Annotated in this window: 1 protein-coding gene; it reads left to right on the top strand. The window is 47.0% G+C overall.

The features are described from left to right. Nucleotides 1-237: 237 nt before the first annotated feature. Complete coding sequence (locus tag C2M25_RS21715; RefSeq protein WP_157066240.1) at nt 238-402, top strand: hypothetical protein; 165 nt, start codon at nt 238-240, stop codon at nt 400-402. Nucleotides 403-540 lie beyond the last annotated feature (138 nt).

Here is a 540-nt window from a genome sequence, read left to right as displayed (position 1 = left end):
TTTATGATTAATTTTGCAGCAGTGTGTTTGGTATTTAGGCAAGGCAGAGCCTATGTAGTGTGGTTGTTCCACATAAATAGGCGATAACGCAGCATCAATGCCAAACACGCGCTGCCCTTCGGGTTCTTCCTAGGGGCGATTAACTCTTTGTTGCTCGATTTTTACTTAGCCCACTAGGTTACAAATCTCGCGCCGGCAAAACGACTTACTAGCAGCCTAAGGCCAAGGAGAGTGAATATGACCAAAGTATTTATATTCCCAACAGCACGCAATAACGCAGCAACAGCCCCGTTATTACACAAGCTAAAACAAGCTCAGCGCATTAGCCCTTTTGAATTAGTGGTGCCAGAGCTAAAAGCGGCAAACAACCCGCCGCCAGAGCCACCGCCACAAGCGGCCTAAAGCAAGGTTTCACAGTTCGCTGGTACGCACTTGCCCAACCAAACCAGCCGAGTGGTTGCCGTAAGCAACTAAAACAACACAACAGGAAAAGGAAAAAGCTATGTTAAACGTATTCACATCACTGGTGATCAACCAGCT

It is taken from the genome of Pseudoalteromonas sp. T1lg21 (genome assembly GCF_002964625.1).
GTDB lineage: Bacteria > Pseudomonadota > Gammaproteobacteria > Enterobacterales > Alteromonadaceae > Pseudoalteromonas > Pseudoalteromonas gelatinilytica.
The sequence above is the reverse complement of the archived record's forward strand: the minus strand, read 5'-3'. Positions and strand labels throughout refer to the sequence as shown.

Bases quoted from the DNA above. Each gene is read 5' to 3' on its own strand.
- C2M25_RS21715 (WP_157066240.1), top strand. From the start codon at position 238: ATGACCAAAGTATTTATATTCCCAACAGCACGCAATAACGCAGCAACA.